This window comes from Lutimaribacter degradans (assembly GCF_023703375.1).
GTDB classification, from domain to species: domain Bacteria; phylum Pseudomonadota; class Alphaproteobacteria; order Rhodobacterales; family Rhodobacteraceae; genus Lutimaribacter; species Lutimaribacter degradans.
This window is the reverse complement of sequence record NZ_JAMQGO010000003.1, coordinates 83,220-108,299: the sequence shown is the minus strand read 5'-3', so window position 1 is coordinate 108,299 and position 25,080 is coordinate 83,220. Positions and strand designations below refer to the sequence as shown.

The following is a 25,080-nucleotide window of genomic DNA, read 5'->3' as shown; positions in this document are numbered from 1 at the left end:
CGTTCGGTATGAAAACGCAACGAAACAGGAGCGAAAACATGACCGACCTGCCGGGAATCGTGGTGACAGGCGCCTCGGGGCGCATGGGGCAGATGCTGATCCGCACGGTGCTGCAAAGCGACAAGGCCAAACTGGTCGGCGTGGTCGAGCGTGCGGGCCATGACTGGATCGGGCAGGATGTCGGCGTGGCCATGGGCGGCGCGCCGCTTGACTTGCATGTGACAGATGACGCGTTGGAAGCGTTTTCGCGCGCGCAGGCGGTGATCGATTTCACCGCGCCCGCCGCGACGGTGGAATTTGCCGGGATCGCGGCCCAGGCCCGCGCGGTTCATGTGATCGGCACAACGGGGTTGAGCGACGAGGATCTGGCCAAGATAAAGGCCGCCGCGCGCCATGCTGTTGTGGTGCGGGCGGGCAACATGAGCCTGGGCGTCAACCTGTTGGTCCAATTGACGAAAAAAGTGGCCGCTGCGCTGGACGAGGATTTCGATATCGAGGTGATCGAGGCCCATCACCGCCACAAGGTCGACGCGCCGTCGGGCACCGCGCTGATGCTGGGCGAAGCGGCCGCCGAAGGGCGCGGTGTGATGCTTGAAGCGGTCAGCGACCGCGCCCGCGACGGGATGACCGGCGCGCGCGAGCGCGGGCATATCGGCTTTCACGCCATTCGCGGTGGAGACATCGTGGGCGAACATGATGTGATGTTCGCGGCGGATGGCGAAAGGATCATCCTGCGCCATGTGGCCAGCGACAGGGCCGTGTTCGCGCGTGGCGCGCTGAAGGCAGCGCTTTGGGGGCAGGACAGGAAGCCGGGTGAATACGACATGGTGGATGTTCTGGGGCTGTGACCCGGGCAGAGTGATCCGAAGCAGCGGCTTTTACGTATCCTATGTGTTTTCGGACAAGGATATGCGCCATGACCCGCTTGTTTGCACTTTGCCTTGCCTTGATTATTGCCGCCCCCGCATGGGCCGAAGAGTTCCAGACCGTGCGTGACAGGGGTACGTTCCTTTCTCTGGTCAAGGACAGGGATCTCAGGATCTCGTTCTGGGGTATTCGCTTGCAGGTGACACCTGACGGCAAGATCGAGGGCAAGGCGCTGGGTCGGCCGGTGTCGGGTCAATGGCAATGGCAAGGGGGCTATTTCTGCCGTGATCTTTACTGGGGCGAGCGAGATCTTGGCCCGAATTGCCAGCAGGTGCAGGTGCAAGGCCGCACGATACGGTTTACCTCTGACAAGGGCGACGGGCAGTTTGCCGATCTGACGTTGAACTAGCGGTTCGGCCCGGCGCGATCAAAAGTCGATCGCGAGCCCCTTATTTTCCCAATCGCCGTAGCGGATGGGCTCGGGTCCGTCACGGCCACCCAGTTCCTTGGGAAGCGCCTGGGCCTCGGCTTTCTTGCGCCGTTCCTCGGCCTCGGCCAGGGCCCGTTGGGCGGCGGGGGGCAGGTCTTTGTTTTGGGTATCTGACATCTGGCTTTCTTCCCTTCGCTGCCCCTGATATACGCCGCTGGCCCCGCACAACAAGGTTTCCCGATGACGAATCCCGCCTCATTTGCGCGCCGCAGCGCCGTTGCCATGCTCGACAAGGTTCTTGGCGAGGGGCGCTTGATGGCCGAACTGGCCGGCCTGACCGAGCGGCTTGACCCGGCCGACCGCGCCCGCGCGCAACGGCTGACCGTGCAGACCCTGCGCGGTTTGGAACGTGCTGACCGCTTGCTCTCCCGGCATCTTCGGAAGAACCCGCCCTTGCACGTGCGCAACATCCTGCGACTTGCCACGGTTGAGCTGTGCATGGGCGGTGACGCGCATGGTGTCGTCAACGACGCCGTGGCCCTGACGGCGGCAGACCGCAAGGGACAGCACATGAAGGGGATGGTCAACGCGGTGTTGCGCAAGATCGCCGAAGGCGGGCCAGCGGCCTGGGCCAACCTGCGGGTGCCGCGCTTGCCCAAATGGCTGCGCGCGCCACTGGCCGATGCCTGGGGGGGGGCTGCCATCGCCGCGATGGAGGTTGCGCATTTCGCCGGTGCCCCGCTTGATTTGACGGTGAAGGACGATGCCGAAGGCTGGGCAGACAGGCTGGGCGGGGTGGTGACGCCCTTTGGATCGGTTCGACTGAAAGAGGCGGGGCAAGTTTCGGCCCTGCCGGGCTTTGCCGAGGGTGCCTGGTGGGTGCAGGACGCCGCCGCCGCGATACCCGCGCGGCTGTTGGCCACGCAGCCCGGCGAGGCAGCGCTGGATATGTGCGCGGCCCCGGGGGGCAAGACGCTGCAACTGGCGGCCGTGGGGGCTGATGTGACCGCGCTGGACCTGTCCGAGGCGAGGCTGGCCAGGGTGACGGAAAACCTGGCACGCACCGGGTTGACCGCGCGCGTAGTTGCCGGCGATGCGCTGGAACACGAGGGGCGCTATGATGCGATACTGCTTGATGCCCCCTGTTCGGCGACAGGCACGATCCGCCGGCATCCCGATTTGCCACATGCCAAGGATGGGTCAGAATTTGGCGCGTTGATCGAGATGCAAGCGGCAATGCTGGATCATGCGCTGAGTCTTCTGCGTCCCGGTGGGCGGCTGGTATTCTGCACCTGTTCGCTGTTGCCCGATGAAGGCGAAGTGCAAGTGGACGAGGCGTTGGCCCGCCACGATGGCCTGGTGGTCGACCGCGCCGCGGTGCAGGCGTTGCCGGGGGTCGATCCGGCATGGATCACCGAGGAGGGCGGGTTGCGCCTGCGCCCCGACTATTGGCCCGACCTGGGCGGGATGGACGGGTTCTACATGGCGCTTTTGCGCAAGGGATAGCCTGCGCATGCTTGACACCCCCTGTGCCAACGCCAATCGTTGGCGCACAAGCAAAATGGGGGCAATCATGACGGCACCGGGCGAGAACCTGCGGATCAATGGCGACAGGCTGTGGAACAGCCTGATGGAGATGGCCAGGATCGGGCCGGGCGTTGCGGGCGGCAACAATCGCCAGACCCTAACCGACGAAGACGCCGAGGCGCGCGATCTGTTTCAAAGCTGGTGCAAGGCCGCGGGATGCGAGATGGGGCTGGACAGCATGGGTAACATGTTTGCCATGCGCCCAGGCTCTGACCCGGACGCCCTGCCGGTTTACGTGGGCAGCCATCTGGATACCCAGCCGACGGGCGGCAAATACGACGGCGTCCTGGGTGTTTTGGCCGGGCTGGAAATCGTCCGCACCTTGAACGACATGGATCTGCGCACCCGCCACCCGATTGTTGTGACCAACTGGACCAACGAAGAAGGCACGCGTTTCGCGCCGGCGATGCTGTCGTCGGGCGTCTTCGCCGGTGTACATTCCGAGGATTGGGCCAAGGATCAGCGCGATGCTGGCGGAAAGCGGTTTGGCGATGAACTGCGCCGTATTGGCTGGGAAGGGGAAGAACCCGTGGGCGCGCGCAAGATGCACGCCTTTTTCGAATTGCATATCGAGCAGGGCCCCATACTCGAAGCGGAAGGCGTGGATATAGGCGTGGTCACGCATGGGCAGGGGTTGTGCTGGTTGCAGGTAACGGTCACGGGCCGCGACAGTCACACCGGCTCGACACCGATGCCGATGCGGCGCAATGCTGGGCTTGCCATGGCGCGCATCATCGACAAAGTCGATGAAATCGCCTGGAACCACGCACCCGATGCGGTGGGCGCGGTCGGCCATGTCGAGGTGTTTCCCAACTCGCGCAACGTTATCCCGGGGCGGGCCGTGTTTACCGTCGACTTTCGAAGCCCCGACAAGGGCGTGATCGCCGACATGGAGCAACACCTGAGGGAAGAGGCGCAGCGGATCGTGGACGAGATGGGCCTGAGTGTCGATTTTGAGCAGGTTGGCGGGTTCGATCCCGTGACCTTTGACAAGGGATGCGTGGCCGCGATCCGTGACGCGGCGGACCGGCTGGGATACAGCCATCGCAACATCATCTCGGGCGCGGGGCACGACGCCTGCTGGATCGCCCGCGCGGCGCCGACCGCCATGGTGATGTGCCCTTGCGTGGATGGTTTGAGCCATAACGAAGCGGAAGAAATCAAGCCGGAGTGGGCTGCTGCCGGGGCGGATGTGTTGTTGCATGCCGTGATCGAAACCGCGGGTGTCATCGGTTGACGAAGCGACGGCTCCGGTCATCGTCGTCAATCCGCACCAATAAAAAACCCGGGCGCGAACGCCCGGGCCAAGTGCAACAAGAACTGATGGAAGGAGGTATCAGCCCTTGGAGAATTCCGGATAGGCCTCCATCCCCAGTTCTGACATGTCGAGGCCGTTGATTTCTTCCTCTTCACCGACGCGGATACCCATGATGGCCTTGAGGATAAGCCAGACCACCAGGCTGACCACGAAGACGAACGCGCCGATGGCCACGATGCCCACGATCTGCGTGCCAAAGGACGCATCCGTGTTGTAGACGGGCACAATGAAGGTGCCCCAGATGCCGGCCAGCAGGTGAACCGGGATGGCACCTACCACGTCGTCGATCTTCAGCTTGTCCAGCATCGGCACGGTCACCACGACGATGATACCGCCAATGGCACCGATCCAAAGTGCCCCGAACAGGCTGGGGGCTAGAGGTTCAGCCGTGATCGAAACCAGGCCTGCCAATGCGCCGTTCAACGTCATGGTCAGGTCGGGCTTCTTGTAAAGTGCCTGGCTGAGCAGAAGGGCAGCAATGGCACCAGCGGCCGCGGCCATGTTGGTGTTGGCGAAGATGCGGCTGACATCGGTTACGTCACCCACGGTGCCCATCGCCAGCTGCGAACCGCCGTTGAAGCCGAACCAGCCCAGCCACAGGATGAATGTACCAAGCGTGGCAAGCGCCAGGTTCGAACCGGGGATCGGAACGACCTTGCCATCCTTGTTGTACTTGCCGATGCGCGGGCCAAGTACCAACGCGCCGGCCAAGGCCGCGAAGCCACCTGCCGCGTGCACCAGCGTCGAGCCTGCGAAATCGGAGAAGCCCATTTCACTCAGCCAGCCGCCGCCCCACTGCCAGGATGCCTCGATCGGGTAGATGATGCCGGTAAGGATCACCACGAAGATCAGGAACGGCCACAGCTTGATCCGTTCGGCAAGTGTGCCGGACACGATCGAGGCGGTGGTGGCGCAGAACATGAGCTGGAAGAAGAAGTCGGAGCCAACCGACGCGTAATCGAGCGAGGCATCTGCTGCGGCCAGCCCCACGGGCTCAAGCGCGGTGATCGCGAACCATGGGCCCATCCAGCCCTCGATCATCCATTCGCCCGGATACATCAGGTTGAAACCGATCAGCCAATACATGATCGCCGCGATGGAAAAGAGCGCGATGTTCTTGGTCAGCTGCATGGTCACGTTTTTCGACCGCACCAGCCCGGCTTCGAGCATGGCAAAGCCGGCGGCCATCCAGAACACGAGGAAGCCACCGATCAGGAACAGCAGGGTGGTAAAGATGTAAGGGTTGATATCGGGCGCAGCCTCTGCCTCTTGCGCCAGACCCATCGAAGGCAGCGCAGCCAAGGCGGCGGCAAACCCCAGTTTCGTCAGAAGTTTCATAATGATTTCCTTTCCCCCGGCGCGCCTTAAAGCGCGTCCTCGTTGGTTTCGCCGGTGCGCACACGCACGGCTTGTTCCAGGTCCAGCACGAAAACCTTGCCGTCGCCGATCTTGCCGGTCTTGGCAGTCTTGGTAATCGTTTCGATCACCTGGTCCGCCATGGCGGTGTTGACGGCGATTTCCAGCTTGATCTTCGGTACAAAATTCACCGCGTATTCTGCCCCGCGGTAGATTTCGGTATGGCCCGACTGGGCACCGAAGCCTTTGATTTCCGTTACCATCATCCCGCGAACGCCGATTTCGGTCAGCGCTTCGCGGACCTCTTCGAGCTTGAACGGTTTGATCGTCGCAATGATCAGTTTCACCTTGGTCCCCTTTGCGGTCTGCGGCGGTGGGTTCCCGCCAGTTTGCAGATGCAGAAAACCGGACAGAACAGGACCAACGGAAGATTCGGCGCCTTGGGAGAGGGCAGAAAACTGGACAAAACGCATAAATAATAATCATATAATTGGAAAAGATTAAAAATTGTGCACCACAAAAAAGCGTCAGCCGGCATGACAGGGTCTACAACCGGCCTTTTGACAGGTATAAATGGGCCAAAGGCGCAAGCTCGGGCAGGGCAGAGATAGACAATGAGCAATTCAGGTCGCCGTCGGCCGCCTCTCGTGGCGGAAAAGCGGTATTCGAAATCGGCACGGAAAGCGAAGAAGGCGCCGCCGCGCAAACCGGCAGCGAAAAAGACCGCGCGCAAGAAGCCCGTGCGCCGGCGGAATCCGATCGTTGCGTTCTTTCTGGCGATACTACGCTTTTTCTGGCGGATCATCTGGGCCGTGTCATGGCGGCTTGGCGCCGTGGTGGTTCTGCTGATCGCGCTGGCGGTTGGTTATGTCTACACGACTCTGCCCGGTTATGATCAGGTGCTCGATGGACGGCAGCGCGGTTCTGTCACCTTGCTTGATGCAAGCGGCGCCAAGTTCGCATGGCGCGGCGATCAGTTCGGTGGCGTTGTCACCGCGGACATGGTCAGCCCGCATCTGAAAAACGCCATCATCGCGACCGAGGACAAACGGTTCTATCGTCACCTGGGCCTTAGCCCGCGCGGTATTGCCAGCGCGGTACGTATCAACCTGAGCGAAGGACGCGGTCCGTTTTCGGGGCATGGCGGGTCGACCATCACCCAGCAGACCGCGAAGTTGATGTGCCTGGGCGTCGAATATGACCCCGATATTTGGGAAAGCGAGGCCGCCTACGAGGCGGATTGCCGACAAGGTTCGTTGTGGCGCAAGGCGAAGGAAGCGATCTATGCCCTGGCGATGGAGGTCAAGTATACCAAGGACGAGATCCTGACGATCTATCTGAACCGGGCTTACATGGGCGGCGGGGCATTCGGTGCCGAGGCCGCCGCGCAGCGGTTTTTCGGCAAGACAGCGGGGCAGGTGACGCCCGCCGAAGGCGCGATGTTGGCCGGGCTGCTTACCGCGCCCACGGCGCTGGCCCCCACCACCAACCTGGAACGCTCCCAAAGCCGGGCGGCCTTGGTGATCGGGTTGATGCGCGACCAGGGTTACCTGACCGAAGAACAGGCCCGCGAAGCATTGGAGTCTCCCGCCCGATTGTCCGAGGCCGCCGAGGCGCAGGCCGGTGGCTATTTCGCCGATTGGGTGATGTCGACGGGGCCCGAATTCTTTACCCGCAACACCTCCGAGGACGTCATCATTGCCACTACGCTTGAACCGCGTATTCAGCGCGCAGCCGAAGATGCGATGAAACATGTTTTCGAGTCAAAGGTTAGCGAAGAGTCAAAGGCTCAGGCCGCCATCGTGGTGATGAGCGCCGACGGCGCCGTGCGCGCGATGGTGGGCGGGCGCCAGACAAAGGTAGTGGGCGCGTTCAACCGCGCCACGCAGGCATTGCGACAGACCGGCTCGGCCTTCAAGCCGTTCGTCTATGCGGCCGCGCTTGATCTGGGCTATTCAGCGGCGGACGTGATCGAGGATAGCGAGTATTGTGTCAACGTGCCGGGATCGGGGGAATGGTGCCCTCAGAACTATGACCGGAAATTCCACGGACGCGTCACCCTGGCCGAGGCGTTGCGCGTGTCGCTGAATATTCCGGCTGTGAAGGTGGCACAAAGCGTCGGCCTGGACCTGGTGCGCAGGGTCGCCGCCGATTTCGGCATTGATTCAGACATGGCTCTGGGGCCGGCCTTGGCGTTGGGCGCGTCGGAATCGACCCTGATCGAAATGACGGGCGCCTATGCAGGTATCCTGAACGGCGGTTCCGCAGTCACGCCCTACGGGCTGGTTGAACTGCGAATCCTGGGTGATGATGACCCGGTCATGACCGCGACGGGTGGTATCGGCGAACGCGTGATACAGCGCGATGCCGCGGCAGAGCTGACTTGGATGATGCACCAGGTCGTGGCCCAAGGCACCGGGCGCCGTGCCGCCTTGCCCGACCGGCAGGCGGCTGGCAAGACGGGCACCACGCAGGCCGCCCGAGATGCTTGGTTCATCGGGTTCACGGCGGATTACGTGGCGGGTGTCTGGATGGGCTATGACGACAACACGCCCTTGAAGGGTGTTACAGGGTCGGGCCTGCCGGCCGAGATATGGCACGAAACCATGGTGCGCGTTCACGAAGGCATGCCGCCCCGCGACCTGCCAATGGCCCCGCCCGAGGGCGCCGGAGCATTCACTGAAGAAACAGTGCAGCAGCAAGGTACGCGTGATCGGCGCACGCGCGATGGCATCGAAACATTGCTGGAAGGTCTGTTTGGACGCGACGTGGAATCCGGCCAAACACCCACGCCCCAAAGCAACCGCTAAGACATGGCTTGCCCAGCTCGGGTGCCGGGCAAGGCGTCAGCTTGTTGCGCGCAGGTCGGCGATCATGCTGTCGATGTCGCCACCGCGCCGATCCAGCATTGCGCCTATTTCGGTGCGCTCGGTCAGAAGCATGTTCACCCCTTCGATGAAGAGGTTGAAAAACTTGTCGCTCCCCGAACGGTCGGAGACTAGGAATGTCACGTCGAACGGGGCCTCGCCACGCAGCTTGGCAAGGCTTTTGACCTCGATAAAGCTTTTGACGCGGCGTGCGGCCTGCACTTCTATCTTGCCGCCGATGAACTCGCGGAATCGCCGACCATACTTGACCGAGATATAGCGCTGGAATACATCGGTAAAATTGCGCAACTGCGCCGGTGTGGCGCGACGCGCGTCAACACCCAGCGCATAGCGCGCGATTGTCGGCACGTCGGCGTAACGGGCAAAGATGCGCTCGAATTCGCGAAGCATGGCGGATTCGGACTTGCCCGAGCTGATCACCGCGTTGATATCGGCAACCAGCTTGTCGACCAGCAGTTTCGCGTTGGCCTCGGACATGGCAAACGCCGGTGTGGGCACCCATGGCAGGGCAGCAAGCCCGGCACCGAGAAAGCCCAGAAAGCCGCGACGGGTCGGACGATCAGTCTTGTGCGTAGGGATCGGCATAGGGGTCATCATAAGGGTCCTCGTAACTCGGTTCGGTGCCAGTGGCATATGGATCATCATATGCCGCGTCGGCACCCAGCTCAAAGCGGCGGTTCTGCAGATACATCATTCGTGACTGGGCATAACTGTCAGCGCTTTCGTAAAGCACCGAGTCGATCATGCCGCCAAATCGGCCGCGGTCGCCTACCCGCGCGGCGATGCGCGCGCTGCGGGCATAATTGCTTTCCGGGGTCGGCAGGGTGTTGGTCAACGGGTTGGTGAATATATCGACCAAACGCCCGGCGGTGTCGCGCTGTGTCGATGGCCCAAACACCGGAAGCTCGACATAGGCGCCTTCGCCCACGCCCCACGTATACAGGGTTTCGCCGAAATCGGTTTTGAATTCGGGCATTCCCAGCGCGCCGGCCATGTCTATCAGCCCGCCAAGGCCGATCGTCGAATTGACCGCAAAGCGCATCGTGTTCATGATCGCGCCTTCAGCGTTGCCTTGCAGCACGTGGTTCACCAGGTGGCTGGGCTCGCCCAGGTTGTCGGCGAAATTCGAAACACCTTCTTGAACGGGCGCGGGTACCACGCTGACATACCCGTTGCCAGCAGGCCGCAGTAAGGCGCGATCGACCTTTCGGTTGAACTCGTGCCGGGTACGGTTTTCTTCCTCGTACGGGTCGTTCACACCACTTTCGACCGGCGCGGAACAGGCCGAAAGCCCGGCAACGGCCAGGACGGCAAGCGATATGGAAAAGCGATGGGCAGCGTTATGGGGCAATGTATATCTCGGGTTTATGTTTACGTAGCTATGTAATGTAATTGTTAGACAAGCCCACCCCCGGTTAAGGGGTTCACGCCTCATGTGGCAGATTCGCGACAGCAAGACAAAAACATTTGATCAGACAGGCCCACATGGCAAGACTGTGCCGAGCAAGCCTGATTTTAACAACCGGCGGTAGAGCGGATGGCATCACGAACGATACAGGCCGGGCGCGCGGAATTGGCAGCAGCACGCAAGGAGAGCCGGACGCTTTACTGGTTTGTCGGCATTTTCAGCTTTTTCGCCAACCTTCTGATGCTGACCGGTCCGCTTTACATGCTTCAGGTTTACGATCGGGTGCTTGGCAGCCGCTCGGTCGAAACGCTCATCGCGCTGTCCATCCTTGTCGTGTTTCTTTACGGGATGATGGGCCTGCTCGACTATACCCGCGGTCGGATCATGGCCAGGGTCGGGGCACGGTTTCAATCCCGACTCGACCGGCGCGTATTCGACGCGGTCATCCGAAAATCCGCACTCAAGCCCGACGAAAGAACCCGCGGCGGTTTGCGCGACCTTGAAGCCGTTCAGCGCCTGATGTCTTCGCCGGTACTGATGTCGGTGTTTGACATGCCTTGGACCCCGTTCTTTCTGCTGGGGATTGCCATTTTCCATCCCTGGCTGGGCTATCTTGCCCTTGTCGGCGGCGGTGTTCTGATCGTCGTGACGATTATCAATCAATACGTGACGCAGCGCCCGGTCACGCAGGCCAATTCCGAGACGTTCCGGGCCGAGAACGTCTCGACGCAGATCCAGTCTGAATCCGAGATGATCCAGGCCATGGGTATGCGTGACGCGGCCTTTGCGCGCTGGCAGGTGTTGCGCGACCGCTCGCTTGACAGCCAGATCGGCGCGGCGGATCTGGCAGGCACGTTTTCGGCCATCACCAAGACCTTTCGGCTGTTCCTGCAATCGGCCATGCTGGGGCTGGGGGCCTACCTGGTCTTGCTGGACGAGTTGACGCCGGGTGCAATGATTGCCGGCTCCATCCTTCTGGGCCGGGCGTTGGCCCCCATAGAAATGGCGGTAAACCAATGGCCCCAGGTACAGCGGGCCATTCGCGGCTGGCAGAACCTGGCCGAATTGCTGGGCGAAGTGCCGCAGGAAAACCCGCGCACCGCCCTGCCGCAACCGCGTGCGATTCTCGATGTACAGCAGGCCACCATTGTGCCCCCGGGGGAAGCACAGGCCGCGTTGCGGATGGTCAGTTTCCGGGTTGAACCGGGGCAGGCGGTGGGCGTGATCGGGGCGTCCGGTGCTGGCAAATCGACCCTGGCGCGGGCCATCACCGGGGTCTGGCGGCCCGCAGGCGGCAAGATCCGGCTGGATGGCGCATCGCTGGATCAGTACGAACCTTCGGTGCTGGGGGAACACGTGGGGTATCTGCCGCAACGTGTGCAGTTGTTCGATGGCACGATTGCCGACAATATTGCGCGGCTGTCAGCGCAACCCGACCCGCAGAAAGTGGTGGCCGCCGCCAGGAAAGCCGGTGCGCACGACATGATACTCAAGCTGCCGAACGGCTATGACACGCAGGTAACGGCGGCGGGCGGTCGCCTGTCGGGCGGGCAAATTCAGCGCATCGGGCTGGCCCGTGCGATGTATTCCGACCCGGTGATCCTTGTGCTGGATGAGCCGAATTCGAACCTCGACAACGAAGGCAGCCAAGCCCTGAACGCCGCGATCCGCCAGATGAAGCAAGAGGGAAAATCAGTGTTGATCATGGCGCATCGGCCCGCTGCCATCCAGGAATGTGACATGCTTTTGATGCTGGAAGCAGGGCATCGCACGGCCTATGGCCCGAAGGACGAGGTGCTGCGCAAGGTCGTACAGAACCACCAGGAAATCACGCAAAGCCAGGGTGGGGGTGGCGTGAGATGAGCACGGCAAAGACACGCTTTTCGATTGCCGGATCCATGACGCTAGGCATCATCACGCTGGTGGTCCTGGTTGGTGGATTCGGGGGATGGGCTGCGTTCACCAACCTGTCGGGCGCCATCATCGCCGGAGGCCAGATCGAGGTGGATCAAAACCGGCAGGTGGTGCAGCACCCCGATGGAGGGGTGGTTGCAGACATCCTTGTCGATGAGGGCGACACAGTGGTGGCTGACCAGATGCTGATCCGCCTGGATGCCAGCCGATTGCGTTCGGACCTGGCGATTGTCGAGGGGCAACTGTACGAAATCCTGGCGCGGCGTGCCCGGCTTGAGGCCGAGCGGGACGGCGTGGATGCCTTGCAATTCGACCCTCTGCTGAGCCGGGCCGTGGCCGAGCGGGCCGAGGTGCAAGACCTCATGGATGGCCAGCGCCGCCTCTTCTCGGCGCGCGCCGAGTCGATCGCCAACGAGGTGGATCAGCTTAAAAAGCGGCGTGGACAGATTGCAAACCAGGTGGATGGCATCGCCGCACAGCAAAAGGCGCTCGATGAGCAACTGACTTTGATCGAGAGAGAACTGACCGATCAGCAATCGCTTCTCGATCGTGGCTTGGCGCAGGTGAGCCGCGTGCTGACCCTGCAACGGGAACGGGCGCGGCTGAGCGGGCAGATGGGCGAACTGGCGGCGCAGAAGGCGCAGGCCGAGGGGCGCATGACCGAGATCGACATCGAGGTGATCAAGCTGCGCAACCGCCACCGTGAGGATGCGATCAGCAACTTGCGCGATCTGCAATTCCGAGAACTTGAACTGGTTGAACAGCGCCGCGCCCTAAAAGAGCGGCTGGATCGCCTGGATATTCGTGCGCCCGTGGGCGGGGTGGTTTACGGATTGCAGGTTTTCGCGCCCCGCTCGGTCGTTCGCGCGGCCGACCCGGTACTGTTCGTCGTACCGCAGGATCGCCCGCTGGTGATCGCGGCGCGGGTGGACCCGATCCATATCGACCAGATCAGCGTGGGCCAACAGGTGACGCTGCGCTTTTCCGCGTTGGATCAACGCACGACGCCTGAGCTGACGGGAACGGTGCAGTTGATTTCGGCTGACGCCTTTACCGACGAAGGCCGCGGAATTTCCTATTACCGGGCCGAAATCACCCTGAGCGAGGGTGAGCAGGCCAAGCTGCCCGAGGGAGTCAGCCTGATTCCGGGTATGCCGGTCGAGGCGTTCATCCGTACCGCCGACCGCACGCCGCTGGCATATCTGGTGAAACCGCTTACCGATTATTTTGCCAAGGCCTTTCGCGAGGGGTGAGGCCCGGTTCGCGTGGGGGCGCTGCCCCCGTCGCCCGCTGGGCGACTCCCCCGGGGTATTTTCGGCAAGAGGAAAACTGGGGCGGCGAGACAAAGCGGTTTTCAAGCCCGTGCGCCGGCGCTAGCGTGCCGCCAGACAAGGATACAGGAGACCGACATGAGCGCTATCGAATCACGTCTTGCCGAACTGGGCGTCACCTTGCCCGACGCACCCGCGCCCGCGGCGAATTACGTGCCCTACGTTGTGTCGGGGAACATGGTTTACGTGTCCGGGCAGATCTCGATGCAGGATGGGGCGCTGATCACAGGTAAACTGGGCGCTGACACGGAGACAGCAGCCGGCGCCGCAGCAGCCAAAACCTGCGCAATCTCGCTGTTGGCGCAGCTCAAGGCGGCCTGCGATGGCGATATCGACCGGCTGGTGCGGGTGGTGAAGCTGGTGGGATTTGTCAATTCGACGCCGGATTTCACCGAGCAGCCCAAGGTCATCAACGGGGCTTCCGATTTCCTGGTCGAGGCGCTGGGCGACAAGGGACGGCACGCGCGTTCGGCCGTGTCGGCGGCGTCGCTGCCTTTGGGCGTGGCGGTTGAAATCGAGGCGATTTTCGAGATCGCATGATGTTGCCGCACAGCTTTTTGCGCGCGCCGGTGGCGCACCGCGCGTATCATGACCCGACGCAGGGACGTATTGAAAACAGCCCCGCCGCCATCGATGCGGCGATTGCGGCCGGTTACGCCATCGAAGTGGATGTGCAGTTGTCGCGCGATGGCCGGGCAATCGTGTTTCACGACTACGACCTGGATCGGCTGACCGATGAGACCGGGCCGCTAAGGTACCGCGATGCAGAGGCGCTTGGCCGGATCGGGTTGTCTGGTGGCAATGACACGATACCGACATTGTCGCAGGTGTTGGCGCAGGTGGCCGGGCGCGCGCCGCTGTTGGTCGAGATAAAGGACCAGGACGGGACGCTTGGGCCTGCGGTCGGACGGTTGGAACAGGCGGTTGCCGATGAACTGGCGGGCTATTCGGGCGACCTGGCGGTGATGTCGTTCAACCCCAATTCGGTGCGTGTCTTTGGCGGCATGGCCCCGCATGTGCCACGCGGCCTGGTGACATGCGGTTTCGCGACCGAGCATTGGGCGCCCGTGCCCCGCCAGCGCCTTGAAAGGCTGGCGGAGATCCCTGACTTCGACGCGGCCGGCGCCTGTTTCATCAGCCATCACATGGCCGAGCTGGATGCGCCGCCCGTGGCGCGGCTCAAGTCGCGGGGTGTGCCTGTTCTGTGCTGGACAGTGCGTTCGCCCGCGCAAGAGACAGTGGCGCGGCAGGTGGCCGATAATATCACCTTCGAGGGCTACGCCGCAGAAATCCCGGCTTGAAGCCCAGGTGCCCGGCCCCAGATTACCCGGGATGATGAAGGGCGGCGAGATGAACGGAACCGAGGTGGAAATCGAGATCGTGCAGCACCTATCGTCGGTGGATGCCGCCGACTGGGATGCCTGCGCCTGCCCCGAGGCCGCTGATGGCGGTGCGCCCGAGGACCCGTTCACCACTTACCGCTTTTTGAAAGCGCTGGAAGACAGCGGCTCGGTCGGGCCGGGCAGCGGCTGGGCGCCGCATTACCTGCTGGCGCGCGCCGAGGGGCAGTTGATCGCCTGTGCGCCGCTCTACCTGAAATCCCACAGCCAAGGGGAGTATATTTTCGACCATTCCTGGGCGCATGCGTATGAACGGGCGGGTGGGCGCTATTACCCAAAGTTCCAGATCGCGGCCCCGTTCACCCCGGTAACCGGTCGCCGGTTCCTGACCCTTCCCGGGGTCGAGGAAACCGGAATGGCTGCGCTTGTGCAGGGCGCTGTCGAGATCGCGGCAAAGAACGGCATCTCGTCTGTGCATGCAACCTTTTGCACGGGTGCCGAGGCTGCGGCGGGCGAAAAGCTGGGCTTGATGGCGCGGACTGGCAGCCAGTACCATTGGGAAAATCCGGGGTACGAGGATTTCGACGAATTCCTGGCGGCGCTGAGTTCACGCAAGCGCAAGACCATCCGCAAGGAACGCCGGCGCGCGCAAGATTTCGGGGGTGAGATCGTGCAGGTGACGGGCGACGCCATCCGCCCTACACATTGGGACGCGTTCTGGGAATTCTACCAGGACACGGGCGCACGGAAATGGGGGCGCCCCTATCTGACGCGACAATTCTTTGATATCGCTCACCAAACCATGCGCGACGACATTCTTCTGGTGCTGGCGATGCGTGATGGGCAGCCGGTGGCGGGGGCGTTGAACTTCATAGGCCGGACGGCGCTTTTTGGCCGGTATTGGGGCTGCATCGAAGATCATCCCTGCCTGCATTTCGAGTGCTGCTATTATCAGGCCATGGATTATGCGATCGCGCATGGTCTGGATCGCGTGGAGGCGGGCGCGCAGGGCGAACACAAGATCGCGCGCGGATACCTGCCACGGCATGTGCATTCGCTGCACTGGATTGCAGATCCGGGCTTTGCCAAGGCGGTGGCGCAGTTCCTGCGAGCCGAGCGGGGCGCGGTGGAGGAAGAGGTCGAGATCCTGACGGATTACGGCCCATTTCGAAAGACAGAAATGAGGGAACAGGAATGACCGAAAAGCTGAGTGATACGGGGCGCAAGACGATGTTGCAGCCACTTTTGGAAAGCGGATGGAGCCTCGACGAGGGCCGCGACGCGATATCTAAGAAATTCGTGTTCGACGATTTCGTAACGGCCTTCGGTTTCATGACTAGGGCGGCGCTCTGGGCCGAGAAATGGGACCATCACCCGGAGTGGTCCAATGTCTACAAGACCGTGAACGTGACTCTGACCACGCATGACGTGGAGGGGCTGTCATCGCTGGACGTGAAACTGGCGCGCAAGATGGACCAGATCGCGGGATAAAACGCGCCCAAGGCACGTGGGCTTACATTCATCCGGTGCAAAAGCCCGGTTTCGATATCGGAAAGGGGGGTATTGCCCCTTTCTTCGATACTTGCCGTTAAGCCGCGGTTTCGAGGAAACGACTGGCGTAGGCGTCATACCAGTCCAGGCATGTCGGGTTTGCCATCGCGTCGGGGGTGGCGACCTTTTCCATCGGTTGGCCCAGCAAGCGCTTCTTTATGGGCACTTCCATCTTCTTGCCGGTAAGCGTGTAGGGGATGTCAGGCGCGGCCTCGATGCGATCGGGCACGTGGCGCGGGGATGCGCGAGATTTCAGGTCGGCCACGATCTCGGCGCGCAGGTCATCGGTAAGCTTTGTGCCCTCGGCCAGTTTGAGAAACAGAATCATGCAGCTATCGCGGCCCAGGTATTCGAGATCGACCACAAGGCTGTCAGCAACCTGGTCGCGATCTTCGACCACGCGATAGATGTCGGCAGTGCCCATACGGATGCCGTGTCGGTTGATGGTAGCATCGGAACGGCCATAGATGATGGCCCCGCCTTCCGCCGTTATCTTTACCCAGTCGCCGTGGCGCCAGACACCGGGATATTGTTCAAAATAGCTGGATTTGTAACGCGCGTCGCCCTTATCGCCCCAGAAATAAAGCGGCATCGAAGGCATGGGCACGGTGCATACAAGCTCACCCACCTCGTCGATCAGCGGTTGGCCCGCATCGTCAAACGCCTGAACCGCGGCACCAAGCGCCCGGCATTGCATTTCGCCCACGCGCACTGGCAGCGTGGGATTTCCGGCCAGAAATGCCCCGGCAAAATCCGTGCCGCCAGCGATGGGGGCCAGCCAGATGTCTTGGCCCAGCTCGGACCAGATCCATTCATAGGCTTCGGGCGGCAGGGGCGACCCGGTGGAACCCACGGCACGCAGCGTGTCGAGCCGCGCCACCTCGCGCGGTTTCACGCCCGCCTTCATGCAGCCGATGAAATATGCCGCGCCCGCGCCAAAAGAGGTGGTGCCGGTGCGGTCGATAAAGCGCCACAGGCGGCCAGGGTCGGGGTGGTCGGGGTTGCCCTCGGCCAGGGCGATGGTGGCACCCGTCAGCAGGCCCGCGACCTGTGCGTTCCACATGATCCAGCCGGTAGAGGTGAACCAGCTGAATGTCTCTTTCGGGCCCAGGTTGCCATGCAGCCCCTGCAACACAAGCTGTTCCAGCACGATGCCGCCATGCCCGTGCACGATGGGTTTCGGGCTGCCGGTGGTGCCTGACGAATACACCACCCAAAGCGGATGATCGAAAGGCAGTTTCTCTGGGTCGGCCGCGGCGGGGTCGGCCAGCAGGTCGGCCCAATCGTGGCGGCTGGTGTGACGCGGATCAATGCCGGTGCCTGCATCGAGCGTGATCCAGTGGTCGAGCGTTGGGAGCCCGTCGATCAGGGCCTGCACCTCGGGGCTGCGATCGCGCCATTTGCCGGTAAAATCATAACCCGAGACGGTAAAGATGGCCTTGGGTTCGATCTGGTTGAACCGTTCCAGCACCGTGGGCGCGCCCATGTCGGTGGCGCAAAGCGACCAGGTGGCGCCGATACTGGCGCAGGCGAGGAAAGCGATGATCGTGTCGGGTGTGTTGGGCAGGTAGCCCACGACGCGGTCACCTGTTTCGATGCCCATGCCGCGCAGGCTGGCGGCGAGCGCACCGACGCTGGCCTGCAATTCGTCCCATGTGACGGTGGTCAATGTGCCGTCTTCGGCCTCGTGATGGATCGCGGGATGGCCGGGGCGAACGTGGCGCAGCACCTGGTCGACGTAATTCAGCGACGCACCGGGAAACCAGACCGCGCCGGGCATGGCCGATTTGGCCAGCGCGCTGTCGAATGGGGTGGGCGAAATCAGACCGTGATATTCCCAGATCGAGCGCCAAAAGGCATCGGGGTCGTCGATCGACCACCGCCAAAGCTCGTCGTAATCGGAAAATTCAAGCTCACGTTCGGCGGCAAGCCAACGCATGTAGGCCGCCATCGTGCTGCTTTCGGCGAACTCGGCCGATGGTGTCCAGATGCCGTTTTCCAATGTCATTGTCATGCTCCCCCGGTTTCCTCGGGCGGCATGGTTCGCGGGGGCGGCGCGGGTGTCAAGCCCGCCCGCCCGCACGTTGTGCTTTACATCGCGTCCAGCAGGCCTTCCCCGGCCGAGGTTTCGCAGGCGCCGGGGTTTTCCTCGGCGTTCAGCACCTTGACCACGCCATCCTCGACCAGCATCGCATAGCGCTGCGAGCGGGCCACCAGGCCCGCGGGCGGTGCGTCGAAATCCATGCCGATGGCCTTGGTGAATTCGCTCGACGGGTCGCCCAGCATGGTGATGCCGGCATCGGTGGCGCCGGTTTCCTTGCCCCAGGCCCCCATCACGAAGGGATCATTGACCGAGATGCAGATGATCTCCTCCACGCCCTTTTCGGTGAACTGGTCCTTGGTGCGGATGAAACTGGGCACATGCGCCGAATGGCAGGTCGGGGTAAATGCACCCGGAACGGCGAAGATGGCAACCTTGCGACCCTTGAGCTTGTCGGACAGCTTCACCTGCTCGGGGCCTTCTGCGCCCATCTGGGTCAGTGTCGCGTCGGGCAGCGTGTCTCCGGTTGAGATGGCCATGATATATCCCCTTCGTCCTTGGTTGGGTTTGCGTTTCCTGTAGGTCAGGATATAGGCTCCGCCCGGATACAAAACCAACCGAAATATTTTTAGGGGGTGGGCGATGTCCCATGTGGTTGTGGTAGGCGCCGGGCAGGCGGGCGCGTCACTGGTGGCAAAACTGCGGTCATCCGGTTTCGACGGGAAGATCACGATGGTCGGTGAAGAAGCTGCCCCGCCCTATCAGCGGCCTCCCCTGTCCAAGAAATACCTGCTGGGCGAGTTGGAGGTCGAGCGGCTGTATTTGCGGCCCGAAAGCTATTACGCCGAGAACGCGATCAACCTGCATCTGAGTGAGGCCGTCACCGCCATCGACCCCGCCGACAAGGTGGTGATCGCGGGGGGGCGCAGCCTGGCCTATGACCAGTTGGTACTTGCCACGGGGGCGGAGCCGCGACGCCTGCCGCCGGCCATCGGCGGGGCGTTGCAGGGCATCTATACCGTGCGCAACCTGCGCGATGTCGACGCGATGGCGCCCGAGTTTCGCGATGGCGCAAGGGTGCTGATCGTCGGCGGCGGGTATATCGGGCTAGAAGCTGCGGCGGTGGCCGCCAGCAAGGGCTTGCAGGTGGTTTTGGTGGAAATGGCCGACCGCATCCTGCAACGTGTGGCCGCGCCAGAAACCAGCACGTATTTCCGCGATCTGCACCGCGCGCATGGCGTCGATATTCGAGAGGGTGTGGGCCTGGAAAGATTGACCGGCGGTGATCGCGTCACCGGCGCTGTTCTGGCAGACGGGACCGAACTCGAGGTGGATTTCGTGATCGTGGGCGTCGGCATCACGCCCGCCACCGAACTGGCCGCGGCGGCAGGGCTGGAGATTGACAACGGCATCAAGGCCGACGCGCAGGGTCGCACCAGTGACCCTGCGATCTGGACGGCGGGTGATTGTGCCAGCTTCCCGCACGCGGGCGGACGGTTGCGGCTGGAATCCGTGCCCAATGCGATCGACATGGCCGAATGCGTGGCGGAAAACATCATGGGCGCAGAAAAGACCTATGTGCCGCAGCCTTGGTTCTGGTCCGACCAGTATGACGTGAAACTGCAAATCGCCGGTTTGAACGCCGGGTATGACAGTGTTGTCACGCGCCCCGGCGACAAGGAGGGAGCGGTGTCGTTCTGGTATTTCGCCGGCGACCGGTTGCTGGCCGTGGATGCGGCAAATGACCCGCGCGCCTACATGGTGGGCAAGCGGCTGATAGATGGCGGCAAAACCGTTGACCCGACATTGATCGCCGACCAAGACACCGATCTGAAAACCCTGTTGCGCGCGTGAGGATCATCGCCGGAGAGTTTCGCGGTCGCCCGCTGGCCAGCCTTGGCAAGGGCGATACGGCGGCGCATCTGCGCCCCACCACCGACCGAACGCGCGAAAGCCTGTTTTCGGTTTTGCAGGGCGGGCGGTTTGGTGACCCGATCCCGCAGGCACGGGTGCTGGATCTTTTTGCCGGAACGGGCGCGCTGGGGCTTGAGGCGCTGTCACGCGGGGCAGACTGTGCCTGTTTCGTGGAAAACGGGCGCAAGGCGCAGGGGTTGATTGCGAAGAATATCCAGACGCTGGGCGTGGGCGATCGCGCGCAGCTTGTGCGCCGCGATGCCACGCGGCTCGGCCCCAACCCGCAGTCGCCCTTTGGCCTTGTCTTTCTGGACCCGCCTTATGGCAAGGGGCTGGGCGAAAAGGCGCTGGCCGCGGCGCGTGCCGGTGGCTGGGTTGCCAGCGGGGCGTTGATTGTCTGGGAAGAGGGCGCAGACATCACCTTGCCCGACTGGGGCGTCCTGCAAGACCAGCGCAATTATGGCGATACGCTGATCACGCTGATCCGCGCGGCGTGACAGGCCCGGGCAATGGCGGGCAACCCTAGCTCCAGGTCGGGTGGAACCGGCCCGTGGGCGACAGGGTAAAGATATCGACCCCGTCCGCCGTCACCCCCACGGAATGTTCGAACTGTGCCGACAGCGACTTGTCGCGGGTGACCGCCGTCCAGTCATCGGCCAGCACCTTGGTTTCGGGGCGACCCAGGTTCACCATCGGCTCGATGGTGAAGAACATCCCCTCTTGCAAAAGGGGGCCGGTGCCGGGGCGACCGTAATGCAGCACGTTGGGTGGGGCGTGGAACACCCGGCCCAACCCGTGCCCGCAGAAATCGCGGACAACCGACATGCGGTGGCTTTCGACGTAGGATTGGATGGCATACCCGATATCGCCGAAAGTGTTGCCGGGCTTGACCGCCTCGATCCCCAGCATCAGCGCGTCATGGGTGACCTGGATCAGCCGTTCGGCCTTGCGTGACAGTTTGCCGGCCACGTACATGCGGCTTGTATCGCCAAACCACCCATCGACGATCACCGTCACGTCGATATTCAGGATATCGCCGTCCTTCAGCTTCTTGTCGCTGGGGATGCCGTGGCAGACCACATGGTTGAGCGAGATGCAGCTGGCATGCTTGTATCCCTTGTAGCCGATCGTGGCCGATTTCGCCCCGGCGGCGTTGACCTTTTCCTCGATAATGCGGTCGATCTCGCCGGTGGTCTGGCCAGGCACGATATGCTCGGCGATCTCATCCAGGATCTGCGCGGCCAGCGCGCCGGCCTTGTGCATGCCGGCGAAATCCGCCTGTTCATATATACGGATGCCTTCGCGCGTTACGCGGCCCTTGAGTTTGTCGATCACTTGGCCCGACCCTTTGCCGAATTTAAAAAACACAGGCCCTACTTAGGGGAGTTTTCGACCAAGGGCCAGAGTGTCGAACCGGACAGGACAATCACGGAGCGTCAAAAGGCAGCGCACGGCCCAGGCCGATTTCCGATGGCGTGATCTGGCAGTCGAAGGCCAGCACCTCGACTCCCGCAGCAATGGCGGCTTTCAGCCCTTCGGCATAGGCCGGGTCAATATCTGCGGCGATGCCAACGCGTTCGCAATCGGTACGTTGCACCAGGTACAGCATGACCGCGCGGGCACCTTGCGCCTTCACCACGCTCAACTCGCCCAGGTGTTTCAACCCGCGTGCAGTGACACTGTCGGGAAACTCGGCCAGGCCGGGTTGGCGCGAGAGGGTGACAGACTTGACCTCAACATAGGTATCGGGGCCATTACCCGTCAGCAGAAAGTCGATACGCGAGTTTTCCCCGTATTTCACCTCGGGCCGCACGCTTGGGGCCGCAAGGCCCGGCACCTGCCGCGCGATCAGCGCGTCGCGCAGGGCACGGTTGGGCACGGAGGTATCGACGCCGGTGAAATGTCCACCGGGATGTTCCACCAGCCGCCAGCCGTATTTCAGTTTCTTGCGGGGGTCGTCGTTGGGTTCTAGCCAGATGCGCGCGCCCGGTTCGGCCAGACCCATCATGGAGCCGGGGTTGGCGCAATGCGCAGTGATTTCCGAACCGTCCTCCAGCCGCGCATCCGCCAGAAAGCGTTTGTAGCGGCGGATCAGCGTCGCGGGAACAAGTGGGGTTTGAAAGCGCATGGATCGGGGCCTATACCGAGTGCATCGCCCACGCAAGGAGAGCTGCCCATGACCAACCCAACCTCTGCCATGATCGTTATCGGCGATGAAATCCTGTCGGGGCGCACACGCGATTCAAACATGCATCACCTGGCGCAAGAGCTGACAAAGGTGGGCATCGACCTGAAAGAGGTGCGCATGGTCAGCGACGACCCCCATGCCATCGAGGGGGCGGTGCGCGCGCTGAGCGCGGCCTACACCCACGTCTTTACCAGCGGTGGGATCGGGCCAACCCATGACGACATCACCGCCGATTGCGTGGCGCGTGCCTTTGGCCGCGCCATCGCCGTGCGTGACGATGCGCGGGCGATCCTGCAGGCGCATTACGACCGCATGGGCACCGAATTGAACGAGGCGCGGTTGCGCATGGCGCGCATCCCCGAAGGTGCCAAGCTGATCGACAACCCGGTTTCGGCGGCACCCGGTTTCATCATCGAAAACGTCCATGTCATGGCCGGGGTGCCCACCGTGTTCGAAACGATGGTGGCCAGCGTTCTGCCCACGTTGGTGGGGGGCAAGCCGTTGCTGTCGCAAAGCCTGCGCGTGTTCCGGGGCGAGGGCGATATTGCCGGACCGCTTGGTGAATTGGCAACGGATTTTCCCGACCTGTCGATCGGGTCTTACCCGTTCCAGAAAGATGGCGTTTACGGTGCGCAGATTGTCATTCGGGGGCAGGATGGCACACAGGTAGATGCCGCGATGACGCGGCTTTGCGCGGTTTTCGGCGAATGATGCCCGGGGCGCGAACCTTTTATGAGGTGGTGGATGCCACCTGGCCCGCGGCAACCACCCGCCGCGAGGGCCCGTGGCTTATCCGGGAGGGGCAGGGCGGCGGGCAGCGTGTGTCGGCCGCCACGGCAATAGATCCGGTTACGCCGGCCGACATTCCGCAAGCCGAGGCCGCAATGCAGGCGCTGGGCCAGCCCCGCCTGTTCCAGGTTCGTGCCGGTGACGAGGCGCTGGACGCCATGCTTGATGCGCGTGGATATGTCGTTGTCGATCCGGTCAACATCTATGCCGCTCCGGTCGAGGCGGTTGCCACCGAACGCCCGCCCCGCATCACCACCTTTACCGTTTGGGAGCCGTTGGCCATCCAGATCGACATGTGGGCCGCAGGCGGTGTCGGGCCGGGGCGCATCGCGGTGATGCACCGGGTCAAGGGGCCCAAGACCAGCCTGATCGGGCGGTTGAATGATCACCCCGGAGGAACTGGTTTTGTCGCCATCCACGATGGTGTCGCCATGGTTCACGCGCTTGAAGTTTTGCCGCATCAACGCCAGCAGGGAATGGGCCGGTATTTCATGCGTGAGGCCGCGTTCTGGGCGCAAGCCAACGGTGCCAGTCACCTGGCGGTGGTTTGCACGCAGGGTAACGACGGCGCCAACGCGCTCTATTCTTCCCTCGGCATGACGCTTGTGGGACAGTATCATTATCGCAAGTACGAGGAGGATATCGCATGAGCGGCGACGACATGCCCACAGCCCTTAACCTGCCACAGGTCGATCCGTTGCCCGAGTCGACACGGAAATATTTCAACATCTGCCAGGAAAAGCTGGGATTGGTCCCGAACGTTCTGCGTGCCCACGCGTTCGACATAGACAAGCTCAACAGTTTTTCGGCGCTCTATAACGAGCTGATGATGGGCGATAGCGGGTTGAGCAAGCTGGAGCGCGAGATGATCGCGGTGGCTGTCAGCTCGGTCAATCGTTGCTTTTACTGCCTGACGGCGCATGGCCAGGCGGTGCGGGCGCTTTCGGGAGATCCTAAACTGGGCGAGGCCTTGGTGATGAATTACCGCGTTGCCGACATCACTCTGAAACAGCGCGCGATGCTGGATTTCGCGGTCAAGATGACCGAAGAAAGTCATCGCATCGAAGAAGAAGATCGCCAGACGCTGCGCGAGCATGGCTTTTCCGATCGAGATATCTGGGACATTGCCAACGTGGCCGGGTTCTACAACATGACGAACCGTGTGGCATCGGCGCTCGATATGCGACCGAACGACGAGTACCACGCCCAGAACAGATGATGCTTCGTGCCATCCTTGCCTTGCTTTTGTCGGTTGCCCCGGCGGCCGCGCTTGAACTGGGGCTGCCCAGCAACGCGCGCGTGACGGCGGAAACGGTTTCCAGCCTTGACAGCTACCGCCTGCCGACAGGCCGCTACGATGCTGGGAACCTGCCGGCGCGCGTTATCGAAGGCCGCGTGGAACGCCGGGCGTGGCGTATCGACGGGCAGGGCCTGACCACGATGCAGATACTGGGCCCGTTGCGAACGCAGCTTGAATACGCAGGATACGACATCCTGTTCGAATGTGCCGATACGGTTTGCGGCGGATTCGACTTCCGGTTCGAGATCGAGGTGCTGCCGGCCCCGGCCATGTATATCAGCCTGTCCGATTTTCGGTTTCTTTCCGCACGAAAAGACGCGCAGGACCATATCACGCTTTTGGTCAGCCGCACCGGCAATGCCGGCTATGTGCAGCTTGTGCGCGTTACCGGCGAAGCGGCCGAAAACGTCCCCGGCGTTTCCGTGTCGGACAAGCCGGATGGCAACCTTGATGGCGGCGCAACCGGGGTGGCCCAGTTGCTTGTCGCACAAGGTTATGCGGTGCTTAGCGATCTGGATTTCGGAACCGGCTCGTCAGAGTTGAGCGAGGGCAGCTATGCCTCGCTTTCTGCGTTGGCGGCCTTCATGCAGGACAATCCGCAGGCGCGTATCGCCCTGGTCGGCCATACCGACGCGGTAGGCGCGCTTGATGGCAATATAGCCTTGTCACGGCGGCGGGCCGCCTCGGTGCTGGAGCGGCTGGCGGAGTCGTACGATGTGCCGCGCGAACGAATGGCCGCCGAGGGGATGGGGTACCTTTCGCCCGTCGCGCCCAATACGACTGCCGCAGGACGCGAGGCAAATCGCCGGGTCGAGGTCGTGTTGCTGAACACCGAATGACGCATGCAACCGGATGTGT

Annotated in this window: 27 protein-coding genes; 18 read left to right on the top strand and 9 right to left on the bottom strand. The window is 62.5% G+C overall.

Annotated elements, in window-relative coordinates:
• The first annotated feature begins 38 nt into the window (after window positions 1–38).
• Together dapB and M8744_RS06810 are read left to right on the top strand one after the other, a co-directional pair.
• The gene (gene dapB / locus M8744_RS06815; protein ID WP_251411462.1) at window positions 39–848 is read left to right on the top strand and encodes a 4-hydroxy-tetrahydrodipicolinate reductase; all 810 of its coding nucleotides are present in this window, start codon (window positions 39–41) and stop codon (window positions 846–848) included.
• A gap of 68 nt (window positions 849–916) precedes the next feature.
• The gene (locus tag M8744_RS06810; protein ID WP_251411459.1) at window positions 917–1,276 is read left to right on the top strand and encodes a dihydrodipicolinate reductase; all 360 of its coding nucleotides are present in this window, start codon (window positions 917–919) and stop codon (window positions 1,274–1,276) included.
• 18 nt (window positions 1,277–1,294) lie between these two features.
• On the opposite strand, the gene M8744_RS06805 is transcribed toward M8744_RS06810, so the two are convergent.
• On the bottom strand, window positions 1,295–1,474 hold the full coding sequence (locus tag M8744_RS06805) for a DUF1674 domain-containing protein (protein WP_251411456.1): 180 nt from the start codon (window positions 1,472–1,474) through the stop codon (window positions 1,295–1,297).
• A gap of 63 nt (window positions 1,475–1,537) precedes the next feature.
• Here M8744_RS06805 and M8744_RS06800 point away from each other — a divergent pair, with 63 nt between their 5' ends.
• Window positions 1,538–2,803 carry an RsmB/NOP family class I SAM-dependent RNA methyltransferase gene (locus M8744_RS06800; protein WP_251411453.1) on the top strand — a complete coding sequence of 422 codons (1,266 nt, stop codon included), beginning with the start codon at window positions 1,538–1,540 and terminating at the stop codon, window positions 2,801–2,803.
• A 67-nt stretch (window positions 2,804–2,870) separates the two neighbouring features.
• Window positions 2,871–4,121: a Zn-dependent hydrolase gene (locus tag M8744_RS06795; RefSeq protein ID WP_251411450.1), complete on the top strand. Its 1,251-nt coding sequence runs from the start codon at window positions 2,871–2,873 to the stop codon at window positions 4,119–4,121.
• Between the two features lie 99 nt (window positions 4,122–4,220).
• Here M8744_RS06795 and M8744_RS06790 read toward each other — a convergent pair whose 3' ends face one another.
• Window positions 4,221–5,540 carry an ammonium transporter gene (locus M8744_RS06790; protein WP_251411446.1) on the bottom strand — a complete coding sequence of 440 codons (1,320 nt, stop codon included), beginning with the start codon at window positions 5,538–5,540 and terminating at the stop codon, window positions 4,221–4,223.
• Between the two features lie 26 nt (window positions 5,541–5,566).
• The gene (locus M8744_RS06785) at window positions 5,567–5,905 is read right to left on the bottom strand and encodes a P-II family nitrogen regulator (RefSeq protein ID WP_251412397.1); all 339 of its coding nucleotides are present in this window, start codon (window positions 5,903–5,905) and stop codon (window positions 5,567–5,569) included.
• A gap of 143 nt (window positions 5,906–6,048) precedes the next feature.
• Between M8744_RS06785 and M8744_RS06780 the strand changes: the two genes are divergently transcribed.
• Both M8744_RS06780 and M8744_RS06775 read left to right on the top strand, forming a co-directional pair.
• The gene (locus tag M8744_RS06780) at window positions 6,049–6,453 is read left to right on the top strand and encodes a hypothetical protein (RefSeq protein ID WP_251411443.1); all 405 of its coding nucleotides are present in this window, start codon (window positions 6,049–6,051) and stop codon (window positions 6,451–6,453) included.
• Window positions 6,371–8,368: a transglycosylase domain-containing protein gene (locus M8744_RS06775; protein WP_251411440.1), complete on the top strand. Its 1,998-nt coding sequence runs from the start codon at window positions 6,371–6,373 to the stop codon at window positions 8,366–8,368. The genes M8744_RS06780 and M8744_RS06775 overlap by 83 nt, the downstream gene beginning before the upstream one ends.
• Before the next feature lie 36 nt (window positions 8,369–8,404).
• Here the strand turns inward: M8744_RS06775 and M8744_RS06770 are convergent, their stop codons facing one another.
• Entirely contained in the window at window positions 8,405–9,043 is a 639-nt protein-coding gene (locus tag M8744_RS06770; RefSeq protein WP_251411437.1) for an MlaC/ttg2D family ABC transporter substrate-binding protein, read from the bottom strand.
• A complete protein-coding gene (locus tag M8744_RS06765) occupies window positions 9,006–9,797 on the bottom strand; it encodes an MlaA family lipoprotein (protein ID WP_251411434.1) in 792 nt (263 codons plus the stop codon). The genes M8744_RS06770 and M8744_RS06765 overlap by 38 nt, the downstream gene beginning before the upstream one ends.
• A 186-nt stretch (window positions 9,798–9,983) precedes the next feature.
• Here M8744_RS06765 and M8744_RS06760 point away from each other — a divergent pair, with 186 nt between their 5' ends.
• From M8744_RS06760 to M8744_RS06735, 6 genes are all read left to right on the top strand, one after another.
• Window positions 9,984–11,717: a type I secretion system permease/ATPase gene (locus tag M8744_RS06760; protein WP_251411431.1), complete on the top strand. Its 1,734-nt coding sequence runs from the start codon at window positions 9,984–9,986 to the stop codon at window positions 11,715–11,717.
• A gap of 35 nt (window positions 11,718–11,752) precedes the next feature.
• A complete protein-coding gene (locus M8744_RS06755) occupies window positions 11,753–13,021 on the top strand; it encodes an HlyD family type I secretion periplasmic adaptor subunit (RefSeq protein WP_251411428.1) in 1,269 nt (422 codons plus the stop codon).
• Window positions 13,022–13,177: 156 nt separating this feature from the next.
• Window positions 13,178–13,639, top strand: a complete 462-nt coding sequence (locus M8744_RS06750) for a RidA family protein (protein ID WP_251411425.1) — start codon at window positions 13,178–13,180, stop codon at window positions 13,637–13,639.
• Window positions 13,636–14,400: a glycerophosphodiester phosphodiesterase family protein gene (locus tag M8744_RS06745; RefSeq protein ID WP_251411423.1), complete on the top strand. Its 765-nt coding sequence runs from the start codon at window positions 13,636–13,638 to the stop codon at window positions 14,398–14,400. Before M8744_RS06750 ends, M8744_RS06745 begins: the two co-directional genes overlap by 4 nt.
• Window positions 14,401–14,449: 49 nt before the next feature.
• Window positions 14,450–15,637 carry a GNAT family N-acetyltransferase gene (locus M8744_RS06740; protein ID WP_251412396.1) on the top strand — a complete coding sequence of 396 codons (1,188 nt, stop codon included), beginning with the start codon at window positions 14,450–14,452 and terminating at the stop codon, window positions 15,635–15,637.
• Entirely contained in the window at window positions 15,634–15,930 is a 297-nt protein-coding gene (locus M8744_RS06735) for a 4a-hydroxytetrahydrobiopterin dehydratase (protein ID WP_251411420.1), read from the top strand. Before M8744_RS06740 ends, M8744_RS06735 begins: the two co-directional genes overlap by 4 nt.
• Window positions 15,931–16,027: 97 nt before the next feature.
• Here the strand turns inward: M8744_RS06735 and M8744_RS06730 are convergent, their stop codons facing one another.
• Window positions 16,028–18,004 (bottom strand): acetoacetate--CoA ligase, encoded by a 1,977-nt coding sequence (locus tag M8744_RS06730; RefSeq protein WP_251411417.1) that lies wholly within the window; start codon window positions 18,002–18,004, stop codon window positions 16,028–16,030.
• 77 nt (window positions 18,005–18,081) lie between these two features.
• The gene (locus M8744_RS06725) at window positions 18,082–18,570 is read right to left on the bottom strand and encodes a peroxiredoxin (protein WP_251411414.1); all 489 of its coding nucleotides are present in this window, start codon (window positions 18,568–18,570) and stop codon (window positions 18,082–18,084) included.
• A 103-nt stretch (window positions 18,571–18,673) separates the two neighbouring features.
• On the opposite strand from M8744_RS06725, the gene M8744_RS06720 reads away from it, so the two are divergent.
• Together M8744_RS06720 and rsmD are read left to right on the top strand one after the other, a co-directional pair.
• Window positions 18,674–19,885, top strand: coding sequence for an NAD(P)/FAD-dependent oxidoreductase (locus M8744_RS06720; RefSeq protein ID WP_251411411.1), 1,212 nt, complete (start codon window positions 18,674–18,676; stop codon window positions 19,883–19,885).
• Window positions 19,882–20,442 carry a 16S rRNA (guanine(966)-N(2))-methyltransferase RsmD gene (gene rsmD, locus M8744_RS06715; protein ID WP_251411408.1) on the top strand — a complete coding sequence of 187 codons (561 nt, stop codon included), beginning with the start codon at window positions 19,882–19,884 and terminating at the stop codon, window positions 20,440–20,442. Before M8744_RS06720 ends, rsmD begins: the two co-directional genes overlap by 4 nt.
• A 25-nt stretch (window positions 20,443–20,467) precedes the next feature.
• Here the strand turns inward: rsmD and map are convergent, their stop codons facing one another.
• Together map and sfsA are read right to left on the bottom strand one after the other, a co-directional pair.
• On the bottom strand, window positions 20,468–21,277 hold the full coding sequence (gene map, locus M8744_RS06710; RefSeq protein WP_251412394.1) for a type I methionyl aminopeptidase: 810 nt from the start codon (window positions 21,275–21,277) through the stop codon (window positions 20,468–20,470).
• A gap of 94 nt (window positions 21,278–21,371) precedes the next feature.
• A complete protein-coding gene (gene sfsA / locus M8744_RS06705; protein WP_251411406.1) occupies window positions 21,372–22,073 on the bottom strand; it encodes a DNA/RNA nuclease SfsA in 702 nt (233 codons plus the stop codon).
• 48 nt (window positions 22,074–22,121) lie between these two features.
• On the opposite strand from sfsA, the gene M8744_RS06700 reads away from it, so the two are divergent.
• From M8744_RS06700 to M8744_RS06685, 4 genes are read left to right on the top strand one after another with little or no spacing between them, the layout of a single operon-like run.
• The gene (locus tag M8744_RS06700) at window positions 22,122–22,844 is read left to right on the top strand and encodes a competence/damage-inducible protein A (protein ID WP_251411403.1); all 723 of its coding nucleotides are present in this window, start codon (window positions 22,122–22,124) and stop codon (window positions 22,842–22,844) included.
• Entirely contained in the window at window positions 22,844–23,572 is a 729-nt protein-coding gene (locus M8744_RS06695; protein WP_353049788.1) for a GNAT family N-acetyltransferase, read from the top strand. Before M8744_RS06700 ends, M8744_RS06695 begins: the two co-directional genes overlap by 1 nt.
• Entirely contained in the window at window positions 23,569–24,141 is a 573-nt protein-coding gene (locus M8744_RS06690) for a peroxidase-related enzyme (protein ID WP_251411397.1), read from the top strand. The genes M8744_RS06695 and M8744_RS06690 overlap by 4 nt, the downstream gene beginning before the upstream one ends.
• A complete protein-coding gene (locus M8744_RS06685) occupies window positions 24,138–25,061 on the top strand; it encodes an OmpA family protein (RefSeq protein ID WP_353049787.1) in 924 nt (307 codons plus the stop codon). Before M8744_RS06690 ends, M8744_RS06685 begins: the two co-directional genes overlap by 4 nt.
• Window positions 25,062–25,080: the final 19 nt, after the last annotated feature.

Excerpts from the sequence above, each read along its gene's own strand:
- M8744_RS06795 (WP_251411450.1), top strand. The coding sequence starts at position 2,871 with ATGACGGCACCGGGCGAGAACCTGCGGATCAATGGCGACAGGCTGTGG.
- M8744_RS06730 (WP_251411417.1), bottom strand. The coding sequence starts at position 18,004 with ATGACAATGACATTGGAAAACGGCATCTGGACACCATCGGCCGAGTTC.
- M8744_RS06755 (WP_251411428.1), top strand. The coding sequence starts at position 11,753 with ATGACGCTAGGCATCATCACGCTGGTGGTCCTGGTTGGTGGATTCGGG.
- sfsA (WP_251411406.1), bottom strand. The coding sequence starts at position 22,073 with ATGCGCTTTCAAACCCCACTTGTTCCCGCGACGCTGATCCGCCGCTAC.
- M8744_RS06700 (WP_251411403.1), top strand. The coding sequence starts at position 22,122 with ATGACCAACCCAACCTCTGCCATGATCGTTATCGGCGATGAAATCCTG.
- dapB (WP_251411462.1), top strand. The coding sequence starts at position 39 with ATGACCGACCTGCCGGGAATCGTGGTGACAGGCGCCTCGGGGCGCATG.
- M8744_RS06790 (WP_251411446.1), bottom strand. The coding sequence starts at position 5,540 with ATGAAACTTCTGACGAAACTGGGGTTTGCCGCCGCCTTGGCTGCGCTG.
- M8744_RS06800 (WP_251411453.1), top strand. The coding sequence starts at position 1,538 with ATGACGAATCCCGCCTCATTTGCGCGCCGCAGCGCCGTTGCCATGCTC.
- M8744_RS06685 (WP_353049787.1), top strand. The coding sequence starts at position 24,138 with ATGATGCTTCGTGCCATCCTTGCCTTGCTTTTGTCGGTTGCCCCGGCG.
- M8744_RS06695 (WP_353049788.1), top strand. The coding sequence starts at position 22,844 with ATGCCCGGGGCGCGAACCTTTTATGAGGTGGTGGATGCCACCTGGCCC.
- M8744_RS06770 (WP_251411437.1), bottom strand. The coding sequence starts at position 9,043 with ATGATGACCCCTATGCCGATCCCTACGCACAAGACTGATCGTCCGACC.
- M8744_RS06750 (WP_251411425.1), top strand. The coding sequence starts at position 13,178 with ATGAGCGCTATCGAATCACGTCTTGCCGAACTGGGCGTCACCTTGCCC.
- M8744_RS06720 (WP_251411411.1), top strand. The coding sequence starts at position 18,674 with ATGTCCCATGTGGTTGTGGTAGGCGCCGGGCAGGCGGGCGCGTCACTG.
- M8744_RS06725 (WP_251411414.1), bottom strand. The coding sequence starts at position 18,570 with ATGGCCATCTCAACCGGAGACACGCTGCCCGACGCGACACTGACCCAG.
- M8744_RS06760 (WP_251411431.1), top strand. The coding sequence starts at position 9,984 with ATGGCATCACGAACGATACAGGCCGGGCGCGCGGAATTGGCAGCAGCA.
- M8744_RS06740 (WP_251412396.1), top strand. The coding sequence starts at position 14,450 with ATGAACGGAACCGAGGTGGAAATCGAGATCGTGCAGCACCTATCGTCG.
- M8744_RS06805 (WP_251411456.1), bottom strand. The coding sequence starts at position 1,474 with ATGTCAGATACCCAAAACAAAGACCTGCCCCCCGCCGCCCAACGGGCC.
- M8744_RS06690 (WP_251411397.1), top strand. The coding sequence starts at position 23,569 with ATGAGCGGCGACGACATGCCCACAGCCCTTAACCTGCCACAGGTCGAT.
- M8744_RS06735 (WP_251411420.1), top strand. The coding sequence starts at position 15,634 with ATGACCGAAAAGCTGAGTGATACGGGGCGCAAGACGATGTTGCAGCCA.
- M8744_RS06745 (WP_251411423.1), top strand. The coding sequence starts at position 13,636 with ATGATGTTGCCGCACAGCTTTTTGCGCGCGCCGGTGGCGCACCGCGCG.
- M8744_RS06810 (WP_251411459.1), top strand. The coding sequence starts at position 917 with ATGACCCGCTTGTTTGCACTTTGCCTTGCCTTGATTATTGCCGCCCCC.